Source organism: Novosphingobium sp. NBM11 (genome assembly GCF_015390225.1).
Taxonomy (GTDB): Bacteria; Pseudomonadota; Alphaproteobacteria; order Sphingomonadales; family Sphingomonadaceae; genus Novosphingobium.
This window is the reverse complement of record NZ_VUOG01000001.1, coordinates 3084891-3102261: the sequence shown is the minus strand read 5'-3', so window position 1 is coordinate 3102261 and position 17371 is coordinate 3084891. Positions and strand designations below refer to the sequence as shown.

Sequence of the window (17371 nt, the reverse complement as noted above, 5' to 3'; positions counted from 1 at the left end):
CGCTTTGCCTTGTTCCGCCGAATCCCCTACTCTCGCAACCGCGACTGGGGAGTGTGGACATGCGTGGCAAGAGGCGGATCGCGATCTGGGCCGGGGTGGCGGGGTTGGCTCTGCTGGCGGGTGCGGGGCCGGCCGGCGCCAGTTCGGACTATTCGTGCGATCCGGTCTGGGCGCTTTCCGATAGCGGTTTCAGTTGCGGCAACCGCGCCTTGCTGGCGCCGGGCAACGATACGCGCGTCAACCTGTTCCTGTTGCGCCGGACAGCACCGGTGGGCAAGGCCATCGCCTATGCCAAGCCCACTTGGGAGGAGCGCGGCTTCGGTCACAGCTTCTTCGGCTGGCACACCTTGCGCGACACGTACGCGGGGCGCAGCGGAGCGGAAGAGGCCGCTTCGGAGGATCAGCCGCTCAATTCCCGTTGCAACAGCGCGGCGTCCGGGCAGACGGCTTTCGAGGCCGCTCTCGCCGCCGCCAAGGGCATTCCCGAAGGCGAGCGCACAGCGCTGCGCGGCGCGCGCGCAACGCTGGCGGAAAAGTGCTCCGAGATCAGCGATCATGCCGACGCTGCGCTCGACACGGCCTGGCGCGGGCAGGTCTCCAGCGCATCGGGGCGCGAATTTGCCGGATATCTCGACGCGGCCACCGCCTTCTACGTCGGTCAGTGGGACAAGGCGCGCGACGGGTTCGCCGCACTGGCCGGCGCGCGCGATCTGTGGGTCGCTGAAGCGGCAGCCTATATGGCGCTGCGCGTGGAACTGAACGCGGCGCAGGCCGCCAGCTTTGACGAATATGGCGATTTCACCGGGCCGGAGAAGGTCGACAAGCCCGCGCTCCAGCGCGCCCGCGCCGCCATCGCCACCTATCTCAAGCGCTATCCCAAAGGCCGCTATGCGGATTCGGCACGGGGTCTCGACCGGCGCGCGCTGTGGCTATCGGGCGATCTGGCGGGGCTTGGCCGCGAATACGAACGGCTGCTCCAGGCGCTCCCGCCGGACAGCCCGGAACTGGCGACATTGATCCAGGAAATCGACAACAAGCTCATCCTCCAGAAAAACGCGGAAGCGGCAGTCGACAGCCCGATGCTGCTGGCCGTGATCGATCTCATGCGGATGCGGCAATTTGACGGCGAGGAGCAACCGCCGCTGAGCGCCGCCGCGCTGACGGCCCAGAAGGGGCGCTTTGCCGCGCGTCCCGATCTCTACACTTATCTCCAGGCCGCCCATGCCTTCTACATCGCGAAGGACAATACCAAAGCCGCGGCGCTGCTGCCCGATCGCGCGCAGCAGCCGGCCAGCGTGCCGCTAGCGTTCAGCGCGCGGATGCTGCGGGGCATGGCACAGGCGGGTAGCAATGGCGAGACGGGTTACTGGCAGGCGCTGATCGGCGCGGCGTCCGATCCCTATCAGCGTCCGCTGGCCGAACTGGCGCTGGCGCTGGCCTGGCAGAAGGCAGGCCGGTTCGAGGCGGTGTTCGATGCGAACTCGCCCGTGCGCGACGATCGCATCCGCGAACTGCTGCTGATGCGGCTGGCCGGCGCCGATCTGCTGCGCCGCTTCGCCGTCGATCCGGCATCGGCCCCGCATCCGCGCCAGATCGCGCTGTTCACGCTGCTGCACAAGGATCTGGCGCAAGGCCACTATGCCGATTTCGGCCGCGATCGCGCGCTGGTGCCGGCGGATGCGGGCAACGAGCTTTCGATCTGGGACTTCGGCACGGGGGACACGGTGCCGGTCGGCGTGTTCACCAAGGGCAAGTGGTCGGGCGAACTGGCCTGCCCCGCACTGGACGCCACCGCCGGGCAGCTCGCGCAGAATCCGGCCAATGTCCGCGCGCGGCTGTGCCTGGGCGAGTTCTGGCGGCTGAACGGGTTCGATCGCTTCACCACGCTCGATCCGGTGGAAGCCAACGGCACGCTGGCCTCCGGCCCCGGCCGCTTTGCCGGCGCGGTGCTGACGCGCAGCGCCATCTACGCGGCGATCATCGCCAACCGGCAGGCGGCGGCGGACGAGCGTTCCTACGCACTGTACCGCGCGATCCGCTGCTACGCGCCGGCGGGCATCAGCGATTGCGGGGGCGAGGAGGTTCCGATCGCCCAGCGCAAGGCCTGGTTCGACCAGTTGAAGCGCGAATACCCGAACAGCCAATGGGCCCGCAGCCTGCGCGTCTATTGGTGAGGGCGCGCGGGATCGGCCGCGCTTTCGGCGCGCTGCTGCTATGCTGTGGCCTGCTGGCCGGTTGCGCCAAGCGGCCCGAGCAAGAGCGGCAGCCGCCCGGGCGTGTGGACGCGGCGCAACACGATGCCTTTTTCCTGTGGGCGGGCGTGAAAGCGCCGGAGGTGCTGGCCAAAGCCAGGACGATCTACCTGCTCGATGGCGAAGTGCGCGCCGGCAGCCCCGCACGGTTCGTGCCGCTGCGGCCGGCGGTGCCGCACGTCCACCACGCCGAGATCTGGCTGGTGGTCCGGCTCGAACGGCTGGACTGGGAGGAACCGGTCTGGCGACGGGTGCTGGCCGATCTTGACCGGTGGCAGACGGCGGGCAACCGGTTGGCCGGGCTGCAACTCGATTTCGATGCGCGCACGCGCGGGCTCGATCGCTACGCCGCGTTCCTCGCCGAAGCGCGGCGGCGGCTGCCCCGGCGCTACAAGCTGTCGATCACCGGCCTGATGGACTGGAGCGCGGGCGGCGATCCGGCGGCGCTGGCCGCGCTGGGCAGCGTGGTCGATGACGTGGTGCTGCAAACCTATCAGGGACGGCGCACGGTACCGGGCTACGAAGCCTATCTCCGCTCGCTGGCGCGCCTGCCCTTCCCCTATCGGCTGGGTCTAGTGGAAGGCGGCGCATGGCGCGCCCCACCCGCACTGGCGCGCGATCCCCATTTCCGGGGCTATGTGGTGTTCCTGCTACCGCGCTGAACGGCGCGCGGTCAGAACCGGCGCGCCACCGCGAACTCGGCCGCCTCGATCATCGCGGCCTTGGCCTCGCTTGCCGGGAACGCGGCGATCGCGTCGATCGCCCGCTGGGCATAGTGCCGGGCGCGTTCGCGCGTGGCGAGCACCGCGTCATGCTTGCGGATCAGCGCGATCGCGTGGGCCAGATCGGCATCGCCGGTGCGGTTGCCAGCAATCGCATCGCGCCAGAACGCCCGCTCCTCGTCCGAACCGCGCGCATAGGCCAGAATCACCGGCAGGGTCATCTTGCCGTCGCGGAAGTCGTCGCCCTGATCCTTGCCCATCTCGGCCGCGTCGGAATCGTAGTCGATCGCGTCGTCGGTCAACTGGAACGCGATGCCGAGGTAGCGGCCATAGGCTTCGAGCGCCAGCTCGTCCGCCTCGGGCCGTTCGGCAACCACGGCGGCGATGCGGCAGGCGGCGGCGAACAGCGCGGCCGTCTTGGCGCTGATGATCGCGAGGTAGCGTTCCTCGGTGGTTTCGACCTGCCGCTGCGCGGTCAACTGGTCGACCTCGCCCTCCGCGATCACCGCCGAGGCGTTGGACAGGATGCGCAGCACCCGGATCGAGCCGTCCTCGACCATCAGTTCGAACGAGCGGCTGAACAGGAAATCCCCGACCAGCACCGTCGCCGGATTGCCGAACACGATGTTGGCGGTCTTCTTGCCCCGCCGCAGGTCCGACCCATCGACGACATCGTCGTGCAGGAGCGTGGCAGTGTGGATGAATTCCACCGCCGCGGCCAGCTTGAAATGCCGCGCTCCGCCGTACCCGAGCAGCGCCGCGCTGGCGAGCGTGAGCATCGGACGCATCCGCTTGCCTCCGCCCGCGATCAGATGGCCGGCCAGCGCCGGGATCAACGGAATGCGCGACTGCATCCGATCGAGGATCACGGCGTTGACGCTGTTCATGCCTTCGGCGACCAGCGACATCATCGGGGCGAGCGAAGGCTCCGCCTTGCGGGGAAGCGTATGGACGGTTGCAGTCATCGCCGTCCGATTGGCCGAGGGGCGGCGGCTTGGCAAGACGCAAGTTGCGCGTTAGCGCACGAACCACGCGGTTTCGCCGCGTGGGTTGGGCCGACAAACGACGAGGTGAGGGAATGAGCGACGATCCGGTGCTGGCAGGATTCCGCCAGAGCATCGACAACATCGACGCGGCGATGATCCACATTCTCGCCGAACGGTTCCGCATCACCCAGGCGGTCGGCGCGTACAAGGCGGAAAAGAAGCTGCCGGCCAGTGACCCCGGGCGCGAGGAACGCCAGATCGCGCGCCTGCGTGCCTTGGCGACAGACGCCAAGCTCGATCCCGAATTCTCGGAAAAGTTCCTGCGCTTCATCATCGACGAAGTGATCCGCCACCATGAACAGGCGGCCGCGGCGGGCTAAAGCCGGCGGATTTGACAAAGTCGCAGGCGCTTCGGCGGTCCGCTATCCGCCCGTTCCCGGAAACAACACCACCAGCTTGTAATCCATCCGCTCCGCCGGCACGAAAGTATGCTGTTCGTAAGCCAGCGGGCCGTCGAGCGGATGGAGGAACGTGCGCTGCCCGCCTTCGCGCACGCTGACCAACTGGGCATCCCATAGTCGCCCGAACAGCGCGGATTCCGCCTTCATCTCCGCCACCAGTTGCGCCATCGCCGCATCGTCCAGAGCGCGGGCATAGTCGGCGCGGAATTCAGCCAGCAGCCGGGCGGCGCGGTCTTCCCAGTCTGGCAGGAGGATGCGTGCCGAAGATTCGGTGAACGCATAGCGCAGCAGGTTCTTTTGCTTGCCCGGCCCCAGCCAGCCGCCGAACAGATGCTCCGCCGCCACGTTCCAGCAGCAAGCGTTCCAAACCCTGTCGAGCCCGTAGGCTGGATGGGCCTGCGCCTCCACCAGCGCGCGGACCGATCCCGGCGCCTGCGGCATCGGCTCCGAGCGCGGCGCGTCGGGATCGCGCCGGCCTGCCAATTCGAACAGATAACCGCGTTCCGCCGGGGTGAGCGCCAGCGCGGTGGCCAGCCGGGCCAGCGCTTCCGGCGAAACGCGAATGTCGCGCCCCTGCTCGATCCACGCGCACCACGTCACGCCGATTCCCGCCAGTGCGGCCAGTTCCTCGCGCCGCAAGCCCGGCGTCCGCCGCCGCCGCGTGGGCACCGACGGCGCGACCCGTTCTCGGTGCGACCGAATGAACCGTCCGAGCAGGCGGCGTTGTTCCTCGCTCAACATGGGTCACTGTATAACAGGATAAATGCATCCATTGTAACAGGGTAAAATGCATGCATTCTTGCGGGACAAGGAGAGCAAGAGATGACCCGTTCCCACGATGATCTGGTGCAGGACCAGTTCGGTCCCCGTGCCGACGCCTATGTGCAGAGCCCCGTCCACGCCGCCGGCGAGGATCTCGACGCGCTGGAAGCGCTGGCGGAACACGCACGCCCGCGCCACGCGCTCGATCTCGGCGCGGGTGGCGGTCATGTCGCCTATCGGCTGGCGCGCCATGCCGGGACGGTCATCGCCGCAGACCTGTCGACCGACATGATGGCCGCCGTGGCGGAAACCGCGCGCGGACGTCGCCTGGCGAATCTGGAGACCTGCGTCACGCCGGCCGAAGCCCTGCCGTTCGCCAACGCCGCGTTCGACTTCCTGGGCTGCCGCTTTTCTGCCCACCACTGGCGGGATTTCCACGCCGGGCTGCGCGAGGCGCGCCGCGTGCTGGAGCCCGGCGCGACCGCTGTGTTTATCGATGTGGTTTCCCCCGGCCCCGCCGCGCTCGACACACATCTGCAGGCCGTGGAACTGCTGCGCGACCCTTCGCATATCCGCGACTATACGGTGACCGAATGGGGCGAGGCGCTGACTGCGGCCGGCTTCCTGCTGCGCGCGGTGCAGACACGGCGGCTGCGCATGGACTATCCCTCGTGGGTCGAGCGGATGCGCACACCCGAACCGCATCGCGCGGCGATCCGATCGTTGCAGGCGGGCGCATCGCGCGAATTGGCGGCCTATTTCGAGATCGAACCGGACGGTTCGTTCACGCTCGACACCGCGCAAATCGAGGTGGTCGCGGGGTAAGCTCCTCCGCCCAGCTTCAGGCTTCCCCTCCCCCCGGGGAGAAGGGAGCCTATTCGTCCATCGGAACGCCGGGGAGCTGCTTGGCGGTGCGAATCGTCAGCGAGGTCTTCACGCTCGCCACGTTGGGCGCGGGCGTGAGCTTGCTGGTGAGGAATTCCTGGAAGCTTTGCAGATCGCGGCTGACGATCTTGAGAATGAAATCGATCTCGCCATTGAGCATGTGGCATTCGCGCACTTCGGCAAGGCCGCGCATATGCTCCTCGAACTGGCGAAGCGATTCCTCGGCCTGGCTCTTGAGGCTGACCAGTGCGAAGACGGTGATCGAGAAACCCAGCTTGGACGCATCGAGATCGGCATGGTAGCCGCGGATCACCCCCGCCTCTTCCAGCGCACGCACCCGGCGCAGGCACGGCGGGGCGGTAAGGCCCACGCGCTGCGCCAGTTCGACGTTGGTTACCCTGCCTTCATCCTGCAGTTCGGCGAGAAGCCGGCGGTCAATCGCATCCAAAGTTGCCATGCCTATAGCATCCCGATCGTCACCACATGAATCCATGCCAGGTGCGGTAATTTTCCACACCTAATCCAGGGGCGGGTGATAATTTTATTGTTTCATATCGCAATCGTCCCACAATGCAACGCGGTCGATGATGCCGCTTCCCGATCCGCCACGATTTGTTAGGGTCTGACGCTGTAGCTGGCCGTTCTCCGGTCCGCGGGGGGCCAATCGGAGCAGGAATGATCGTCGATGACCGCCTTGATACCGTGCTGCGTACCGTCGCGGCCGGGCCGACGGCGGCGCGAACGCAGTTCCTGCAGCTGGTGGACCTGCTGCGGCGCGAGGACGCGCGCGGCGCAAAGCGGCATGATTCCGCGCTGGAACGCCTGGATTCGCTAGCCATCCTGCTCGACGAGGACGAACGCGCCACACTGCTGCGCCAGACCCGCCTGACCGATGCCGCGCTGGTCGCGCGCTTTGCTGCGCAGGAACCACGCGTGGCGCTGGCCGCGATCGGATCGGCGCGCCTGCCCGAACAGGCCTGGCTGGATCTGATCCCTACCCTGCCCGTGCAGGCGCGCGGATTTCTGCGCCACCGGCGCGATCTGGGCGCGAAAGTGGAAGCGCTGCTGGCGCGGCTGGGCATCGACGATTTCGGCCTGCCGCAGCCCGATGGCTATCATGCACTTCCCGCCACGCCCGCGCAGACCAGCGAGTCCGGCGCTTGGCCGATCGGCGAGGCCGCCGACGAACGGATCGCCGTCTTGACGCCAGCGGCGCGCACTCCGCCCCCATCCCCTGAAACGGACGGGCAGCCCGGTCGCAACGAAGGCATCGGCGCGATCGTCCGACGAATCGAGGCATTCCGCCGCAACCGCGATGCCGCCGCAGGGCCAGCCGATCCCACGGCGCCGCATCTGCCCTTCAGCGACGAGGCGCGCGCTACGGCGCCCCCCCGCATCACCGCTATCGACCTGCGCTGCGATGCCTCGGGCGGGATCGTCCAGGCGGGGCTGCAAGCGGGCGCCGGGCTTGGCCCGATGCTGGTGGGCTTTCGTCCGTTCACGACCGAACCGGGCGCGCCGGCGCGCTGCGACGCCGCCACCGTCCGCGCGGCGGAAAAGCATGTGCCGATCATCGCGGGGCGGATGGAACTGACAGGTTCGCCGCTGATCGCCGGGGCCTGGCGAATCGACGCCGCGCCGCTGTTTTCCGGGGATGGAGGGCGCTTCACCGGCTATCACGCGCTGCTGCGCCGGCCGGCCGCGCTTCAAGCCGCTGGTGCGGATACGGCGTCCGGCCGCCCCGCCAACGACGATGTGCCCGATGGCAGCGCCGATCGGCTACGGCAGGTGCTGCACGAACTGCGCACGCCGATCAATGCGATCCAGGGCTTTGCCGAGCTGATCCAGCAACAGCTTTTCGGCGAAACCCCGCACCAGTACCGGGGGCTGGCCGCCAGCATCGCCGCCGACGCGGCCCGGATGCTGGCGGGGTTCGAGGAAATCGAACGGCTGGTGAAGCTGGAAAGCGGCAGGCTGGAAAGCGAACCGGGCGAGACCGACCTTGCCGAACTGGTCGGCCGGCTGCTGAAGCAACTGGAGCCGGCAACCGTTTCCCGGCAGATACGGCTGAGTTACGCCCGGCCGGACGCGCCGGTCCCCGTGGGCGTGGCGAAGATCGAGCTTGAGCGCATGATCTGGCGCGTGTTCTCGGTCATGGCCGCCTCCGCCGCGCCGGGCGAACGGCTTGCCACCACGCTGAGCGAGGAAAACGGCGCGGCGGTGCTGGCCCTGCCGCTGACCGCCTCGCTTGCGCTGCACGACGACGAGACGCTGTTCGCACCGGATCAGGGGCGCGGCGGCGTCCAGCCCGTTTCGGCAATGCTGGGCCACGGCTTCGCGCTGCGCCTGGCCATGGCGGAAGCCCGCGCGGCGGGCGGACGACTGGAACGGCGCGGGTCCAAGATTATTGTTACCCTGCCCATCTTGACCCAGCCCGAACATGCACTTAGCGAACGGGGGGGTCCCGCTGCCGGCGCGGGTTGAAGCAGTCCGGTTCCCTCGGGGGGAAGCGTGGGCATGAAGACGATCCTGGACTTGCCGGCAGAGGCGGACATGGTCCGCTTTGCGGCCGACTTCGGGCAGCGCTTCATCGTCACGGTCGATACCGAGGAAGAGTTCGACTGGGGCCAGCCGTTCAGCCGCACCGGGTTCGGCCTGGACCACGTGCCCCATATCGCCGAATTCCAGACGTTCTGCGAAAGCTTCGGCGTCAACCCGATCTACCTGGTCGACTATCCCATCGCTACCGACCCGCGCGCGGCCGAGGTGATGGGTGGCCCGATCGCGGCAGGCAAGGCCGAAGCCGGGGTGCAACTCCACCCCTGGGTCAGCCCGCCCTTCGAGGAAACCGTCAGCGTTCACAACAGCTTCTCGGGCAATCTTCCGCGCGAGCTGGAACGGGCCAAGTTCAACACGCTGCGCGATGCGATCGAAACCGGGTTGGGTTCCACGCCGCGCATCTACCGCGCCGGGCGCTATGGCGTGGGGACTGAAAGCGCACGCATCCTGGCGGACGCCGGCATCGCCATCGACACTTCGGTCCGCGCGCTGTTCGATTACAGCTCGGGCGGCGGCCCCAACTTTCGCGATCACCCCCTGACGCCCTACTGGATCGATCGCGCCGCGAACCTGATGGAACTGCCGCTGACCACGGTGTTCTGGGGCATGTTGCGCAAGCAGGGCCGCACGCTCTATCCGATGCTGTGGCGAGTTCCGCGCCTGCGCGGCCTGCTCGCGCGCGTGGGCATGCTGGAACGCATCCCGCTGACGCCCGAAGGTGTGAGCGTGGACGAGGTGTTGAAAGGCGTGGACATCGCCATCGACGATGGCTTGCCGATCCTGGTGTTCTCGTTCCACAGCCCGTCGCTGTGCCCCGGCTACACGCCCTATGTCCGCGACGCCGACGATCTGGCGCAGTTCTATGACTGGTGGCGCACCGTCCTGACCTATCTCGCCCAGCGCGGGATCAGGCCTACGACGGTTCGCGAGATCACGGCCGCCGCCGGCTGATCCCGGCTTTGCACAGGATGGGCGCTCCACCCCGCCCAAGCCCGCCTTGCCAAGACCGCGCCTCCCCTCTAACGCCTCCACCGGGGTCGGGCCTGTAGCTCAGCGGTTAGAGCTGGCCGCTCATAACGGCTAGGTCGCGGGTTCGAATCCTGCCGGGCCCACCACCCCACCCGCGCGCGGTCCCACCGGTCGCTGCCGCGCGGGAATGGACGCGGCATTCCCGCTTGCGTCCACCGGCCGCCATCCCTAAGGGCAACCCGGTGTCGGGGAGTAGCGCAGCCTGGTAGCGCATCTGGTTTGGGACCAGAGATCCGATCATCTTGCATTGGCGGATTTCCTTAGTTTTTCGACGCTGGTCGATGATGGTTCGGGAATAGTCCGGGACTCGGCCGCAATCATGGCCTCGCGGACCTTCTCCTCGGCCGTGTGGAAGTACCGCTTCGTCGTGCGGATGTCCGAGTGCCCGGCGAGGTCGAAAGCTACCTCGATGCTGCCCGTGCGGGTCAAGGCGGTGTGCCGGGTATCGTGGAAGCGGAACCCCTCGATCCCCGCATCCTTGAGCGCCCGGCGCCACTTGCGGTCCCATCCCTGCTTGCTGAACGGATAGCGCTCGCCCTTCTTGCGCGCGACGCGATCCTTGCGCGGAGGGCTGTCCCGCTCGGCGATGTAGGTGAACACCTGTGGGCAGACCTTGGGCTGGTTGGCGATGATCGCGGTCAGCCGCGGCGTCAGCGGGAACGTGTGCGGCTTCTGGCCCTTGGCCCATACCGTCGCGCGGCCTGCTTGCAGATCAACGTCGGACCAGCGCAGGGTGACGATCTCGGCCTTGCGCTGCCCGGAGATGAGAGCGAACTCGACGATCGGCTTGAGGCTCGCCGGCAGCTTCTCGAACAGCGCGGTCTCCTCGGCATCGGACAGCACGCGGGTCTTGACGGCGGCCTCGCGAAGCATCGCCTCCTTCCACGCGATCTCCGGGGCGCTGAACCCCCTCGCCCGGTGCCAGTTGATGACGCTGCGGAGCAATTCCATTTCGCGGTTCACGCTGGCGTTGGAGACGGTCGCGCGGCGCTTGGCCACGTAGCGATCGATCTCGACAAGGCCGATGTCCTGCAAGGGCACGTTCGGCCCGAGTCCATCGGCAAGGTTCACCAGCTGGTACTTCACCGTCTTCTCGCTCCGCATGAACTTGCCCTTGGCCTCGAACCATGCATCGCAGGCCGCCAGCAGACCGATCGAAGGCTTGACCTTCTCGCCCAGCATGGCCTTGCGGCGGACTTCATCCTCTACGGCCTGAGCGTCGCGCTTCGACGCAACATGAGTGCTTCCGTGATGGCGGACACCTTTGATGACGAAATCATAGTGCCAGTGCTTGCTTTTCTTCGGCTTGTAGAGCGACATTGCGGCTGGTCCTGGGTGGTCTGTTTCGCGAGGTATTCGTCCAAGTCCTCGGGCGTGTAGCGGATCGTGCGGGGACTCGTGCGAATGTAGCGGATCATCCCCTTCGACCGGATGCCGCGCAAGGTCCGCGCGCTCATGCCCAGCGACTTCGCCGCCTGCTCTTCGGTGAGAAGCTCCCGGATCATACCGCCTCCACAGTGAACTTGCCGGCCTCGTCCGTGTCATTCGGCCAAAGTACCCTTTGAGCGCGTTCCATCCGTTCATCATCCTTCCAGAACACGATTTCCGCACTGTTCAGCAGGATAGCCAGCGCTTCGGCCGTCTCCGGATCGCAGCAATCAGCGATGTGCTTCCTGCCGCGCAGGAGTTGCTTTCCGCAGGAGGTGTAGGGGGCGGTCATCGCCGCCTCCGACGCCGATCAATCTTCGGAAGCACAATATTCCTGCCCCGAAGCTCACGCATCAGAGCAACCCGGACAGCGGCTCCAGTTCGGCCCTTTGATCGGATACTGACGACGCCGTGCGGGAAAACTTCACCCCGAACCGACCTCCGGATCCAGAGCGCGCAACCCTTGGGCAGTCGCGGCCAGATGCCTTTGATCGGGTCTCCGATAGCGAGGCGGACTGCCTCCTGAATGTAGTGGATCATACCCCGAACAACTCCATCTGAGCCGGCTCGTCGCTGCCGGCGGCGCGCAATTCCAGACCCCATTGATCAGCCATGGCGGCGGCAATGCCGGGAAAGGTCTGCGAACGCTTCCGCGCGCGATCCGGCCCGGGCGGCTCGCGATGCACTCGGCTCCACGCCTTGTGCTCGTCTGTGCCCGCCTTCGGTGGCGTCAGTTTGTTGGTGGGCTGAAGATTCGGCAGATTGATCAACTCGAAACCGGTTGCCTTGAAAAAGGGGTCACCAAACCACCACGGCTGCACGAATTGAGTGAACCCACGCCCTGTAAACGCGATAGCGTGCTTGTGCATGACGGGGTTTTCGATCGCCCTTCGCGGGATATCGCCCTGCTCGCGACACGCACGGTAAAACGATGCAGCCTGCTCAAGTTCAGCCCAGCGATCCTCATCCTGGCCATTGATCTTTTTCCCGCCAATGTAGAGCCAGCGGCCACCGGAATTGCACAGGATCGTGCAGGGCGGATGCGCTATCAACAAATCCCAGCCATCGTCCAAGTGATCAAGAACGTTGCCGCGAATGTGATGGTTGCTGCCATCGTCGGCAGGTTCGATATCGCAAGACCACGCATCGAAGCCGCGTGCCAGAAACGCGCGGCGGACAACGCCGCTGCGTTCGCAGCCGATCAGGACGCGGGCGGTCACGCCCCCACCCCCAGCAAATCCCCCACGGTCCGCCATGCCCGCGCCTGATCCTCGCTGATCTCGACACCGCAGGCGTCTTCGATTTCGGCGGCGATGCATTCCTTGTGGCCATCGGTGAGGCCCAGCGAGAGAAGCTCGGTATCGGCGTCTATCTCGCGATGCGGGCCGATGTAGGCGCGGAGGATGGTTAGGGTCATTGCTCACATCACCTCAAATTCGCGTATTTCGAAAGGATGGGGCGGGTCGGGTTAGGACTTCGACCGATGTTCGTGCGCATTGACGGCAAATTGCAGGGTGCGCGCCCAGCTATGAACTTCGCTACGGCGGAGTTTCATGGCGATCGATGCCTTCCGAAGAAGGTCCGCGAAATGGAGCATTTCGCCATATCGCAGATCTTCGATCCCGTCGAAAATGGCCTTGAATTTCTGTTCGGTGTTTTTGGTCTGCATGATGACGGTCTCCAATGCCTCCAAGGGCTTGTGTGTTGCCGGGATAAGCGGCTTGAACGGGCGTTCGGCCTTGGGCTTGCCGACCACTATCCTTGCCTTTTCGGCGCCAAGTGCGCGTAGTTCGCGGCGCACGATGGCAAGATGGTTCGGTAGCGCCCGGTGATCGCCCGGCGTCTTGGCGATAATGACCAAGCGGCTGTTGCCGGCGTAGTGCAGGGAAATCCGCCCGTGCTTCCCGCCGTCCGGCTCGTGCGTCATCGTGACGCCATGCCAGTCGGCGATCTCGCGCTCCGTGGCGGCGATGAGTTCCTTGCTCACCTACCCCTCCACCTTCCGCCGCACCTGCTCCGAAGCCTGCCAGTACCGGACGCGATGGCCGCGCTCGTTGGTCAGGTAGCAGTTGTTGCGGAGGTTGCGATTGCGGGCGCGCTCGCGGTACAGGAACGCGGCGAGCGTGTTGATAATCGCGGCAAAGGCGATGATAGTGATGGCGTAGAGCATGGTCACTTCCCTCCCTTGAGCGCCTTGGCGCGGTCGGCCTTGTCGTCGGTCAGGGCGAGCAGTTCATCGCCCTCGAAAAAGCCGCTGACCTCGTTGAACCGGCTGTTCAAATCGATGATCGTGCCGGCCTCCTTGATGTACGTGGTGGCCTGCGCGAGCGTCGGGCGGTCATCGTCGTGCTGGTCGCCGTGGTGTTCGTCGGCGCGTCCCTCTGCGGCGGTCGGGTTATCTTCGGACAGGGTACCGTCGTTGGCGTCGAGCTGGCGCGCGGTTTCCTCGTCCACTTCGGTCATCCCGGTGGCAGGGTTGCGCTCCAGCACTTCGCCGGTTTCGAGATCCACCCCTTCGCGCTGCGCCAGTTCCTCGTTGGTCGGCAGGGCAATTGGGCCTCGTGGTTCGACAGACAACATCCGTTCGGTGGATCGCGTGGCCGCGTCCAGCTCCCGGCCTTCCACATCGACCATCAGGTCGCCGCTCATCGGGAGCGTCTTGCTGTGGCGACGCATGGCGGTCTTCTTCGCCATTTCCGCGTAGAAATCGACCCAAGGCCCCGACGGCCGGCGCGGCTGCCCCTTCTTGTCCTTGGTCGCGCCGGTCTGCGAGCACTCGCGCACGCGATCGACTTCGAACCGCCTCAGCACCTCGTAGGACTTTGACCCGTCCTTGTAGGTAGCCATCGAATAGACCGCGACGATGTTGTCATCGCTCGCCTCGTCCTCGCTCATGTCGAGCAACGGGCGGTGGCGCAGCATCGCTTCGGTGCCTTCCTCGTAGATGAAGGCTCCCTTTTCGACTTCGGCGCGGTACACCACCTTTGCGGTGATGTCGGTCACTTCGCCCGACTGAAGGATTTTCTTCCGCAAGCCGTAGGCCATCGGCATGTAGGCGACGTCCAGTGCCTGTTGCCAAGCGCCCTGCGCGTCTTTGTAGTTGCGCTTGAAGATAACCAGCGCTGCCTCGCGCTTGTCGGGCAGAAGGCCATCGAGCGCCGCCTTTTCGCAGGCGTTGATCAACGATGCGCGATCCGCCCGCAGAAGTTCGGGATCGGCCTTCACCGCCGCCATGAGCGTGCGCTGGAACTTCTCGATGCTGATGTGGCTCGGCAGTGAAACCGCCAGTTGCCGAGAGACGGTCGAAATCTGCCCCTCGAAAGTCGTGAGCGCGTTCTTGAACTCGCTCACCGTGGACACGGCGTTCATTGGGGTGTTCTCCTGGGGCTGAAGGTTTAGAGAGGTTCGTCGTCGGGGTGCGGAAGCGCCACCGGCACCTCAACCTCCGCGAACGCAGGGTTTGGTTCGATCGCGGCTTCAACGGGAGGCGTGCGCCTCGGATCGAACCGCTTGCCGACCACGACAGGATCGGTTTCGACGGTCGCCGCGCAGGCAAGCGCGTGGAACTGGTGACCGGGGAACGCCAGCGCGTACCGGGCCGCCGCATGTTCTGCGGAATCCTTGTCCGGATGCCGCTCGACGATCTGCTCGATCGCCGTCGTTTGCTCGGCGTACACGAGCCAGAAGGGCGATGCCGGCGAATATCCGTAGTCGTTGCTGAACTTGATGCTGGTCATGGCAGGCTCCTCAGAACAGGTTCACGTCGCCCGCGAGCGGATCGGCGTCGGCCACCTTCGGCGCTTCGGGTTCGAGGTCGGGCTGGTAGAGGCCGATGATCCCCTTGGTTGGGAACGCCGGCTCCTCGTCGGTGATCGACACGACTTCGACGCGCTTCCAGCCATCGCCGGAACGGTCGGGCACCTTCACGATGTCGCCCACCTGCAACGGCTCCTCGCCGTCATAGTAATAGGTGAACGCGCGGGCGTCGGTCGGGCGGAACTTGCAGGCAACATAGACGCGGGGCATGGGCGTAACTCCGGTTTGGGGGTGGGGATCAGCGGTTGTTGACCTTCGGCTGCTCGAAGATCTTCACGCCGGCCAGTTCGGTCTTGTCGGTGGCTTTGATCGCCTTCGCGTAGCGCTTGATCGCCGCGTCGATGGCTTCCTTGACCTTGGCGTCGTTCTTCACATGGGTGAACGCGCGCCGGTAATCGGTGACCGTGGTGACGTATTCGACGCCGAGCGAAACGGTCGCACCGTCATCGGAGCGGATCGGCGCCGCCTTGATCGGGACCGGCTCCGGCTCTGGTGCGGGCGGAAGCGCGGTTTCGAGGTTGTTCTCGCGGGCCAGCGCTTCAAGCGCGGCGCGTTCTTCGGCTTCCTTCTGGAGCCGCTGGCGTTCCTTTTCGCGCTTGTCGGCGGCGTACTTGAATTGCAGGTTTTCGATGATCTGGCGGCCAGCGCTGATCCGCTGGTTCAGTGCATTCTTCTGCCCATCAACCAGCCTTCCGGCCTCAAGGTACGGCTTCTTTTCAGCGGTATGGACGGCATCGACATGCTTCTCAGCCGCCCGAAGGATCGCCAGAAGCGAAGCGCACTTGGCCAGCGTTTCATCGCTGTCGCACTTGGCGCGATGCACAGCGCCTTCGGTGGCTTCAGCGTCATCGGTTGCCGGCTTCCCGAGAAGATCGTCCAGTTTCTGGAGGAAGTCGGGGCGCTGGGCCAGCAGCGCGGCGCGGAACTCGGCCGGAATGCGCTCCTCGATGGGCGGCTGGTTCCCGCCGATCACGGCGCGCGGGTTCAGTTCAGGCCACGGCGCAACGTCATCGAACACAGGCTGGGTAACGGGCATGGGGAATGCTCCTCTAAAAAGGCAAAGGGGTGCTGGTGGAGAGCCGATCAACCTTGCGGCCACGCTCGGCGTAGGCGCTGTCCGGCGCGTGCTGGCGTGCCCACGCCTGCCGGGCGACGAGCGAGCGGTATTCGGCTTCCGTCACCGGTTCCCCGGCGCACTTCGGCCATACGGTATCGAAGTCGATCGGCTCGCCGTTGGCCTCGGCCTGCCAGCGCCACGACCGGTCCATAACCTCGCCGGTCTCGGGATCGTGCGGCGGCCCGAACCAGAGGCGAACGCCGAGAATGATCGTGTCGCGGCCGAGCCGGACCTTGTAGAAGCCCGCCACCGGCTCGGATGCATCGACACCGCGAAAGGTGCGCGCCATGACGGCCTGGGCATCGGCATAGGTGGCGGGCGCGCGGCTCATTTCGCGCCGAACTTCGACGCGATCCGCCGCCACCACGGCGCACGCTTGGCCATGCGCTCGGCATACCAGGCACGGGTTGGCGTCACGCCGAACAGGGGTGGATGCGCGGTGCCGACGCTGCTCTGGCGCATGGTGGGCACGGGGACGTGGACGCGGGCGGTCATGATGCGGGGACCAGCGCGTTCGCAAGAATGGCATCGCGGAACAGTTTGGCGCGGGCGTCGCTGCGATCCCAATGACGAAGCGCCTGTTCGCGCGTCAGTCCCTTGCGGCATCCGGCAAAGAATTTGTCGGTATCCGTCTGAACCAAGGCGTAGCCATCTTCAGGGCAGACAGCGAGACAGTGGCGGCGCGTGGCATCACCGTTTTCCTGCCACCACTGGCGAGGATCGGGATTTTTCGCGCCACTGAGGTCGAGCCATCCGCCGACGCTGGTGGGCAGCGTGACGCCGGACAGGTCGCAGCCACTGAGGTCGAGCCATCCGCCGACGCTGGTGGGCAGCGTGACGCCGGACAGGTCGCAGCCGCTGAGGTAGAGCGAGCCGGTGACGCTGGTGGGCAGCGTGACGCCGGACAGGTCGCAGCCGCTGAGGTCGAGCGAGCGGGTGACGCTGGTGGGCAGCGTGACGCCGGACAGGTCGCAGCCGCTGAGGTAGAGCGAGCCGGTGACGCTGGTGGGCAGCGTGACGCCGGACAGGTCGCAGCCACTGAGGTCGAGCCATCCGCCGACGCTGGTAGGCAGCGTGACGCCGGACAGGTCGCAGCCGCTGAGGTAGAGCGAGCCGGTGACGCTGGTGGGCAGCGTGACGCCGGACAGGTCGCAGCCACTGAGGTCGAGCCATCCGCCGACGCTGGTAGGCAGCGTGACGCCGGACAGGTCGCAGCCGCTGAGGTCGAGCGAGCCGGTGACGTGGTATTCGCCCTGCACCTTCTTGGCGACGATCAGGCGATAGGCTTTTTCAGACGTGTAGGTGGGGATAGTGTTAGTCACGGAAGGCCTCCAGAACAAGCACGAGAAACGGG

General features: G+C 66.2%; 23 protein-coding genes and 1 tRNA gene. 7 read left to right on the top strand and 17 right to left on the bottom strand.

Going from position 1 to position 17371, the window contains the following annotated elements; translation table 11 throughout:
* Positions 1 to 59: 59 nt before the first annotated feature.
* Positions 60 to 2174 (top strand): hypothetical protein, encoded by a 2115-nt coding sequence (locus F1640_RS15190; protein WP_194919976.1) that lies wholly within the window; start codon positions 60 to 62, stop codon positions 2172 to 2174.
* Entirely contained in the window at positions 2171 to 2914 is a 744-nt protein-coding gene (locus F1640_RS15185; protein WP_309229275.1) for a DUF3142 domain-containing protein, read from the top strand. Before F1640_RS15190 ends, F1640_RS15185 begins: the two co-directional genes overlap by 4 nt.
* Positions 2915 to 2925: 11 nt before the next feature.
* Here F1640_RS15185 and F1640_RS15180 read toward each other — a convergent pair whose 3' ends face one another.
* Positions 2926 to 3939 carry a polyprenyl synthetase family protein gene (locus tag F1640_RS15180; RefSeq protein WP_125954878.1) on the bottom strand — a complete coding sequence of 338 codons (1014 nt, stop codon included), beginning with the start codon at positions 3937 to 3939 and terminating at the stop codon, positions 2926 to 2928.
* Positions 3940 to 4052: 113 nt separating this feature from the next.
* On the opposite strand from F1640_RS15180, the gene F1640_RS15175 reads away from it, so the two are divergent.
* Positions 4053 to 4340 (top strand): chorismate mutase, encoded by a 288-nt coding sequence (locus F1640_RS15175; RefSeq protein WP_124807693.1) that lies wholly within the window; start codon positions 4053 to 4055, stop codon positions 4338 to 4340.
* 42 nt (positions 4341 to 4382) lie between these two features.
* Here the strand turns inward: F1640_RS15175 and F1640_RS15170 are convergent, their stop codons facing one another.
* On the bottom strand, positions 4383 to 5162 hold the full coding sequence (locus F1640_RS15170) for a helix-turn-helix domain-containing protein (protein WP_194919974.1): 780 nt from the start codon (positions 5160 to 5162) through the stop codon (positions 4383 to 4385).
* An 81-nt stretch (positions 5163 to 5243) separates the two neighbouring features.
* Here F1640_RS15170 and F1640_RS15165 point away from each other — a divergent pair, with 81 nt between their 5' ends.
* Complete coding sequence (locus F1640_RS15165; protein ID WP_194919972.1) at positions 5244 to 6008, top strand: class I SAM-dependent methyltransferase; 765 nt, start codon at positions 5244 to 5246, stop codon at positions 6006 to 6008.
* A gap of 49 nt (positions 6009 to 6057) precedes the next feature.
* On the opposite strand, the gene F1640_RS15160 is transcribed toward F1640_RS15165, so the two are convergent.
* On the bottom strand, positions 6058 to 6525 hold the full coding sequence (locus F1640_RS15160; protein WP_124807696.1) for an Lrp/AsnC family transcriptional regulator: 468 nt from the start codon (positions 6523 to 6525) through the stop codon (positions 6058 to 6060).
* A gap of 218 nt (positions 6526 to 6743) precedes the next feature.
* Between F1640_RS15160 and F1640_RS15155 the strand changes: the two genes are divergently transcribed.
* From F1640_RS15155 to F1640_RS15145, 3 genes are all read left to right on the top strand, one after another.
* Positions 6744 to 8552 (top strand): sensor histidine kinase KdpD, encoded by a 1809-nt coding sequence (locus tag F1640_RS15155; RefSeq protein WP_194919970.1) that lies wholly within the window; start codon positions 6744 to 6746, stop codon positions 8550 to 8552.
* Positions 8553 to 8585: 33 nt separating this feature from the next.
* Positions 8586 to 9578, top strand: a complete 993-nt coding sequence (locus tag F1640_RS15150) for a polysaccharide deacetylase family protein (RefSeq protein WP_194919968.1) — start codon at positions 8586 to 8588, stop codon at positions 9576 to 9578.
* Positions 9579 to 9666: 88 nt separating this feature from the next.
* Positions 9667 to 9742, top strand: a tRNA-Ile gene (locus tag F1640_RS15145).
* Between the two features lie 151 nt (positions 9743 to 9893).
* On the opposite strand, the gene xerC is transcribed toward F1640_RS15145, so the two are convergent.
* The 14 genes from xerC to F1640_RS15075 form a co-directional block, all read right to left on the bottom strand.
* On the bottom strand, positions 9894 to 10976 hold the full coding sequence (gene xerC / locus F1640_RS15140) for a tyrosine recombinase XerC (protein ID WP_255530378.1): 1083 nt from the start codon (positions 10974 to 10976) through the stop codon (positions 9894 to 9896).
* Positions 10862 to 11161 (bottom strand): helix-turn-helix domain-containing protein, encoded by a 300-nt coding sequence (locus F1640_RS26045; protein ID WP_194919964.1) that lies wholly within the window; start codon positions 11159 to 11161, stop codon positions 10862 to 10864. The genes xerC and F1640_RS26045 overlap by 115 nt, the downstream gene beginning before the upstream one ends.
* Positions 11158 to 11376: a hypothetical protein gene (locus F1640_RS15130; RefSeq protein WP_194919962.1), complete on the bottom strand. Its 219-nt coding sequence runs from the start codon at positions 11374 to 11376 to the stop codon at positions 11158 to 11160. The genes F1640_RS26045 and F1640_RS15130 overlap by 4 nt, the downstream gene beginning before the upstream one ends.
* Positions 11377 to 11620: 244 nt before the next feature.
* Positions 11621 to 12304, bottom strand: a complete 684-nt coding sequence (locus F1640_RS15125; RefSeq protein WP_309229274.1) for a hypothetical protein — start codon at positions 12302 to 12304, stop codon at positions 11621 to 11623.
* Positions 12301 to 12501: a hypothetical protein gene (locus F1640_RS15120; protein WP_194919959.1), complete on the bottom strand. Its 201-nt coding sequence runs from the start codon at positions 12499 to 12501 to the stop codon at positions 12301 to 12303. The genes F1640_RS15125 and F1640_RS15120 overlap by 4 nt, the downstream gene beginning before the upstream one ends.
* A 51-nt stretch (positions 12502 to 12552) precedes the next feature.
* Entirely contained in the window at positions 12553 to 13071 is a 519-nt protein-coding gene (locus F1640_RS15115; protein ID WP_194919957.1) for a hypothetical protein, read from the bottom strand.
* Entirely contained in the window at positions 13072 to 13254 is a 183-nt protein-coding gene (locus tag F1640_RS15110; protein WP_194919955.1) for a hypothetical protein, read from the bottom strand.
* A gap of 2 nt (positions 13255 to 13256) precedes the next feature.
* Positions 13257 to 14453: a recombinase RecT gene (locus tag F1640_RS15105; protein ID WP_194919953.1), complete on the bottom strand. Its 1197-nt coding sequence runs from the start codon at positions 14451 to 14453 to the stop codon at positions 13257 to 13259.
* A gap of 26 nt (positions 14454 to 14479) precedes the next feature.
* Positions 14480 to 14821: a hypothetical protein gene (locus F1640_RS15100; protein WP_194919951.1), complete on the bottom strand. Its 342-nt coding sequence runs from the start codon at positions 14819 to 14821 to the stop codon at positions 14480 to 14482.
* Positions 14822 to 14831: 10 nt separating this feature from the next.
* Positions 14832 to 15110, bottom strand: a complete 279-nt coding sequence (locus F1640_RS15095) for a hypothetical protein (protein WP_194919950.1) — start codon at positions 15108 to 15110, stop codon at positions 14832 to 14834.
* Positions 15111 to 15138: 28 nt separating this feature from the next.
* On the bottom strand, positions 15139 to 15936 hold the full coding sequence (locus F1640_RS15090) for a hypothetical protein (RefSeq protein ID WP_194919948.1): 798 nt from the start codon (positions 15934 to 15936) through the stop codon (positions 15139 to 15141).
* 13 nt (positions 15937 to 15949) lie between these two features.
* On the bottom strand, positions 15950 to 16348 hold the full coding sequence (locus F1640_RS15085; protein ID WP_194919946.1) for a hypothetical protein: 399 nt from the start codon (positions 16346 to 16348) through the stop codon (positions 15950 to 15952).
* Entirely contained in the window at positions 16345 to 16512 is a 168-nt protein-coding gene (locus tag F1640_RS15080) for a hypothetical protein (RefSeq protein WP_194919945.1), read from the bottom strand. Before F1640_RS15080 ends, F1640_RS15085 begins: the two co-directional genes overlap by 4 nt.
* Complete coding sequence (locus tag F1640_RS15075) at positions 16509 to 17339, bottom strand: pentapeptide repeat-containing protein (RefSeq protein ID WP_194919943.1); 831 nt, start codon at positions 17337 to 17339, stop codon at positions 16509 to 16511. Before F1640_RS15075 ends, F1640_RS15080 begins: the two co-directional genes overlap by 4 nt.
* Between the last annotated feature and the right edge of the window lie 32 nt (positions 17340 to 17371).

Excerpts from the sequence above, each read along its gene's own strand:
- xerC (WP_255530378.1), bottom strand. The coding sequence starts at position 10,976 with ATGTCGCTCTACAAGCCGAAGAAAAGCAAGCACTGGCACTATGATTTC.
- F1640_RS15130 (WP_194919962.1), bottom strand. The coding sequence starts at position 11,376 with ATGACCGCCCCCTACACCTCCTGCGGAAAGCAACTCCTGCGCGGCAGG.
- F1640_RS15160 (WP_124807696.1), bottom strand. The coding sequence starts at position 6,525 with ATGGCAACTTTGGATGCGATTGACCGCCGGCTTCTCGCCGAACTGCAG.
- F1640_RS15080 (WP_194919945.1), bottom strand. The coding sequence starts at position 16,512 with ATGACCGCCCGCGTCCACGTCCCCGTGCCCACCATGCGCCAGAGCAGC.
- F1640_RS15120 (WP_194919959.1), bottom strand. The coding sequence starts at position 12,501 with ATGACCCTAACCATCCTCCGCGCCTACATCGGCCCGCATCGCGAGATA.
- F1640_RS15175 (WP_124807693.1), top strand. The coding sequence starts at position 4,053 with ATGAGCGACGATCCGGTGCTGGCAGGATTCCGCCAGAGCATCGACAAC.
- F1640_RS15105 (WP_194919953.1), bottom strand. The coding sequence starts at position 14,453 with ATGAACGCCGTGTCCACGGTGAGCGAGTTCAAGAACGCGCTCACGACT.
- F1640_RS15085 (WP_194919946.1), bottom strand. The coding sequence starts at position 16,348 with ATGAGCCGCGCGCCCGCCACCTATGCCGATGCCCAGGCCGTCATGGCG.
- F1640_RS15190 (WP_194919976.1), top strand. The coding sequence starts at position 60 with ATGCGTGGCAAGAGGCGGATCGCGATCTGGGCCGGGGTGGCGGGGTTG.
- F1640_RS15095 (WP_194919950.1), bottom strand. The coding sequence starts at position 15,110 with ATGCCCCGCGTCTATGTTGCCTGCAAGTTCCGCCCGACCGACGCCCGC.
- F1640_RS15110 (WP_194919955.1), bottom strand. The coding sequence starts at position 13,254 with ATGCTCTACGCCATCACTATCATCGCCTTTGCCGCGATTATCAACACG.
- F1640_RS15155 (WP_194919970.1), top strand. The coding sequence starts at position 6,744 with ATGATCGTCGATGACCGCCTTGATACCGTGCTGCGTACCGTCGCGGCC.
- F1640_RS15165 (WP_194919972.1), top strand. The coding sequence starts at position 5,244 with ATGACCCGTTCCCACGATGATCTGGTGCAGGACCAGTTCGGTCCCCGT.
- F1640_RS15150 (WP_194919968.1), top strand. The coding sequence starts at position 8,586 with ATGAAGACGATCCTGGACTTGCCGGCAGAGGCGGACATGGTCCGCTTT.
- F1640_RS15180 (WP_125954878.1), bottom strand. The coding sequence starts at position 3,939 with ATGACTGCAACCGTCCATACGCTTCCCCGCAAGGCGGAGCCTTCGCTC.
- F1640_RS26045 (WP_194919964.1), bottom strand. The coding sequence starts at position 11,161 with ATGATCCGGGAGCTTCTCACCGAAGAGCAGGCGGCGAAGTCGCTGGGC.
- F1640_RS15090 (WP_194919948.1), bottom strand. The coding sequence starts at position 15,936 with ATGCCCGTTACCCAGCCTGTGTTCGATGACGTTGCGCCGTGGCCTGAA.
- F1640_RS15100 (WP_194919951.1), bottom strand. The coding sequence starts at position 14,821 with ATGACCAGCATCAAGTTCAGCAACGACTACGGATATTCGCCGGCATCG.
- F1640_RS15170 (WP_194919974.1), bottom strand. The coding sequence starts at position 5,162 with ATGTTGAGCGAGGAACAACGCCGCCTGCTCGGACGGTTCATTCGGTCG.